The sequence below is a fragment of the Actinosynnema sp. NPDC059797 genome (assembly GCF_042732085.1).
In the GTDB taxonomy this organism is placed as follows: Bacteria; Actinomycetota; Actinomycetes; order Mycobacteriales; family Pseudonocardiaceae; genus Actinosynnema.
This window is the reverse complement of sequence record NZ_JBHWIE010000494.1, coordinates 1-4,315: the sequence shown is the minus strand read 5'-3', so window position 1 is coordinate 4,315 and position 4,315 is coordinate 1. Positions and strand designations below refer to the sequence as shown.

The following is a 4,315-nucleotide window of genomic DNA, read 5'->3' as shown; positions in this document are numbered from 1 at the left end:
CACCCGCCCCGCCCCCTCGGTCAGTACCCTTGACCGGTTAGGAGTCCTACGCTCAAGGCGGGTGGCATGACCGAGCACGTGGCCGGACCCGGCGGCGCGGCCGACCTGGACCGGCGGCTGGCCGACGCGATCGAGCGGCTCGGCCACGGCCTGCGCTCGCTCGCCCAGCGCACCGCCAGGGAGCACGGCCTGACCCCGTTGCAGCAGCAGGTGGTGCTCACCCTGTCCCGGCAACCGACGGTCCGCCGCGAGGTCAGCGCACTGGCCGCCGAGTTCGACGTCACCAAGCCGACGATGTCCGACGCCGTCACCGCGCTGGAGCGGAAAGACCTCGTGACGCGGTCACCGGGCTCCGACGGGCGCCGGCGGCTGCTGACCCTGACCGCCGGCGGCGAGGAGGTGGCGCGGCGGCTGGAACCGTGGGACGGCCCGCTGCTCGGGGCACTCGCGGGCGTGCCCGCCGAAGACCGCGCCACCACGCTGCACAGCCTGCTCCGGGTGATCGCGGACCTGCAACGACAAGGCGTGGTCAGCGTGGCGAGGACGTGCACCGGCTGCCGCTTCTTCCGCGCCGACACCTACCCCGACCCGGCCGCGCCCCACCACTGCGGCCTGCTGGACGTGCCGCTGCCCCTGGCCGACCTGCGCACCGACTGCCCCGAGCACCAGCCGCTCACCGCCTGAGCCGGTCGGCGTCGTGGCCCGGTCGCGGCGTGACGCCACCTCGGTCGGGGGCGCGGGCGGTTCGCGTGCCCCGCCGGCCAGGTCGCGCCCGGCTGGAGCTACCTGCCCTACCAGCTCTACGCCAACAGCATCTCCGGCGACACCGTCGGCAAGGTCTACGCCGACCGCTCCGCCTGGACGCCGGCCTGGCCGCCTGGCAGCAGGCCCTGGTCGACTACGGCAACCAGCAGGGCTTCACCGTCACCACCGGCTGACCCCCGCGGCGGGGCGGCCGCCCGGCTGTTCCGCGACCCCGCCGTGGGCGTGCGCCGCGCCGAACCCCGTTACCTGGTAGCGGTCAAGACCTACCTCGACCGCGTCCACGAGGTCGTCGCGCCGCTCCAGGTCCGGCACGGCGGCCCGGTGATCCTCGTTCAGGTCGAGAACGAGTACGGCGCGTTCGGCGACGACAAGACCTACCTGCGGGCGCTCGCCGAGCACACCCGCGACGCCGGCATCACCGTCCCCCTGACCACGGTCGACCAGGCCACCGACGAGATGCTGCGGGCCAGCGGGCTGGAGGGCCCGCACCGGACGGCCTCCTTCGGCTCCCGCGCCGCCGAGCGGCCGGCCACCCTGCGCCGCCACCAGCCGACCGGGCCGCTGATGTGCGCCGAGTTCCGGAACGGCTGGTTCGACCACTGGGGCGCCCACCACCACACCACGCCCGCCGCCGACAGCGCCGCCGAACTCGACGCCCTGCTCACCAGCGGCGCCAACGACAAGGGCGTCTACCAGCCCACCACCACCTCCTACGACTACGACGCGCCCTTGGACGAGGTGGGCAACCCCACCGCCAAGTACCACGCCTTCCGGGAGGTCATCGCCCGCCACCACCCCGTGCCCGGCGAGGTCCCGCCGGTCGCGCCGCCCTCCCCCGCGCTCACCGCCCCGCTCGGCGACCCGCGCGCCTGCTCGACGCGCCCGGGAAGTGGGGGTCCCGGCGGCGCCACGAGGCCCTGTCCACCCTCGACGAGGTGGCCGGCGCGCCGCGCCTGGCCCTGCTCACCACGAGCATCCAGGCAACCGGCCCGGCCGTGCTGTACTTCGGCGAGGTCCGCGACCACGCGTCGGTCTTCCTCGACGGCGAACCCCTCACCGGGTGGGAGGTCCCGTCGATCGACCCCGCCGCGCCGCCGCCCCTGTGGACGGACACCGACCGGCCCGCCGACCTCCACCTGGACACGGACGGCCGGGGGTCGCGGCGTGGTGTGGGTCAACGGGTTCCGCCTCGGCCGCTACTGGTCGCGCGGACCGCAGCGCACCCTCCACGTGCCGGGTCCCGTGCTCCGCGCCGGCGACACGAACTGGTCGTGCTCGAACTGGGCCCGATGACCGACCCGACGGCCCGTTTCGTCCCCGGGCCGCTGCTCGGGCACACGGAGGCGTGAATCGCGGGCACTACCGGCCGCGAAGGGATGTTTGCGCAAACAACCGTGACTATAGTGTGCGGTGCGCCCGCGACGTGGTCGGCTCCGGCGCGGAAGGTGGTTGACCGAGGTGAGTCCGTCCGGATCCGAGGCGGGGGCGGCGCAGCAGTCGCCCGCGCGTCGCGCCCGCAAGGCGTCGATGGCCGACGTGGCCCGCCTGGCCGGGGTGTCGGCGCAGACCGTCTCGCGGGTCTCCAACGGGCACTCCAGCGTGGTCGAGTCGACCCGCGAGCAGGTGCTGGACGCCATGCGGAAGCTGGGCTACCGGCCCAACAGCGCGGCGCGGGCGCTGAAGTACGGCGAGTTCCGCACCATCGGCGTCATCCTGTTCACCCTCTCCTCGGTCGGCAACAGCCGGACCCTGGAGGCGATCGTCGACTCCGCCGCGCAGCAGGGCTACGCCATCACCCTCATCCCGGTGGCGGTGCCGACCCAGGACGGCGTGCTCGGCGCGTTCACCCGGCTGGGAGAGCTGGCCGTGGACGCGGTCATCGTCATCATGGAGGTCCACCTCCTCGACGCCGCGACCGTGACCCTGCCGATCGGCGTGCCCGTCGTGGTGGTCGACTCCAACGGTGGCGACCGCTACACCGTCGTGGACACCGACCAGGCGGACGGCGCGCGGCGGGCGGTGGGCCACCTGCTCGACCTCGGCCACCGCACCGTCTGGCACGTCGCCGGCCCCGAGGACTCCTACGCCGCCGAGGGCCGGGCCGCGGCGTGGCGGGCCGCGCTGGAGGAGGCGGGCCTGCCCGTGCCGCCCATGGCGCGCGGCGACTGGACGGCCGACTCCGGCTACCGGGCCGGCCTGGCGCTGGCCGGCGAACCCGGCTGCACGGCCGTGTTCGCCGCCAACGACCAGATGGCCCTGGGCCTGCTGCGCGCCTTCCACGAGAAGGGCAGGGTCGTGCCCCGCGACGTCAGCGTGGTCGGCTTCGACGACCTCCCCGACGCGTCCTCCTTCATCCCGCCCCTGACCACCGTGCACCAGGACTTCACCGAGGTCGGCCGGCGCTGCGTCGAACGCGTCCTGCGCCAGGTCCGGCACAGGCGGGCCAGGCCCGGCACCACGCTCGTCCCCACCCGCCTGGTCGTCCGCGAGAGCACCGCGCCGCCACGCGCCTGATCGCACCGCACAGCACCGAAAAAGGTGAACAAAGGGGAAACAAATGGATTCCTCCAAGGAAATCCGCCCGACCCCGTAACACCTTCGCCCGCTCGGCGATCATCCCGGTATTCACGAATACCGGATCCCGGTCGCACATCGGGACGTAGTATTCGCGGCGCAGGACGAAGTGCGGCTGGGCAGGGGTGGACGGTGCACGACGAGCTCAGCAGGTACCGGCTGGTCCGGTTGCTCGGCAGGGGCGGCATGGGCGAGGTGCACGTCGCGGAGGACACGTCTCGCCACGACCGGCAGGTGGCGCTGAAACTGCTGTCGACCACGGCGTTGAGCGACCCGGAGTTGGAAAAGCGGTTCCGCCGCGAGTGCGAGTTGGCCGCGCAGATCGACCACCCCAACGTGCTCCCGGTTTACGACTACTCCGTCGGCGAGCGCCCTTACATCGTGATGCGCTACGTCGACGGGACCGACCTGTCGACGGTGCTCCAGCAGCACGGAGCACTGCCCGCGGAGCGCGCCGTGGCGATCACCGAGCAGGTGGCCGCCGCGCTGGATGCCGCGCACCGCAAGCACCTGCGCCACCGGGACGTCAAGCCGTCGAACGTCCTGCTGGAACCGGGGGCGCGCCACGGGACCGACCACGCCTGGCTGTTCGACTGGGGCATCGCCCAGCCGATCACCGCGCAGCAGATCACCCGCCTCGGCCAGGTGGTCGGCACCCCGCACTACATCGCGCCGGAGCGGCTGGCCGGTGAACGGCCCGCCGACCACCGGGCGGACGTCTACTCGCTGGCCGTGGTGCTCTACGAGTGCCTGGCCGGGCGGCGGCCGTTCGAGGGCGACGAGGTGGTCGTGCTCGCCGGGCACCTGCACCGCGCGCCCGCCCCGCTGCCGGCCGCGGTGCCCGCGGGCCTGCACGCCGTGGTGGCGAAGGGCTTGGCCAAGAACCCGGCCGAGCGCTACCAGGCGGCCGGCGAACTCGCCTCCGCCGCGCGCGCCGCGCTGGAGGCGGAGCGGGCGGCGCCCGTCAGGCCGGCTC

At 74.0% G+C, this 4,315-nt stretch carries 4 protein-coding genes; all 4 read left to right on the top strand.

The annotated features are described in order from the left end of the window. Nucleotides 1-66: 66 nt before the first annotated feature. On the top strand, nt 67-684 hold the full coding sequence (locus tag ACFV4N_RS40425) for a MarR family winged helix-turn-helix transcriptional regulator (RefSeq protein ID WP_499677981.1): 618 nt from the start codon (nt 67-69) through the stop codon (nt 682-684). A gap of 297 nt (nt 685-981) precedes the next feature. Then, complete coding sequence (locus tag ACFV4N_RS40420; protein WP_499677980.1) at nt 982-2,058, top strand: beta-galactosidase; 1,077 nt, start codon at nt 982-984, stop codon at nt 2,056-2,058. A gap of 165 nt (nt 2,059-2,223) precedes the next feature. Beyond that, the gene (locus ACFV4N_RS40415; RefSeq protein WP_499677979.1) at nt 2,224-3,279 is read left to right on the top strand and encodes a LacI family DNA-binding transcriptional regulator; all 1,056 of its coding nucleotides are present in this window, start codon (nt 2,224-2,226) and stop codon (nt 3,277-3,279) included. A gap of 192 nt (nt 3,280-3,471) precedes the next feature. Further along, nucleotides 3,472-4,315: serine/threonine-protein kinase (locus ACFV4N_RS40410; RefSeq protein ID WP_499677978.1), on the top strand; the 844-nt coding region annotated here is incomplete at its 3' end.

Excerpts from the sequence above, each read along its gene's own strand:
- ACFV4N_RS40425 (WP_499677981.1), top strand. The coding sequence starts at position 67 with ATGACCGAGCACGTGGCCGGACCCGGCGGCGCGGCCGACCTGGACCGG.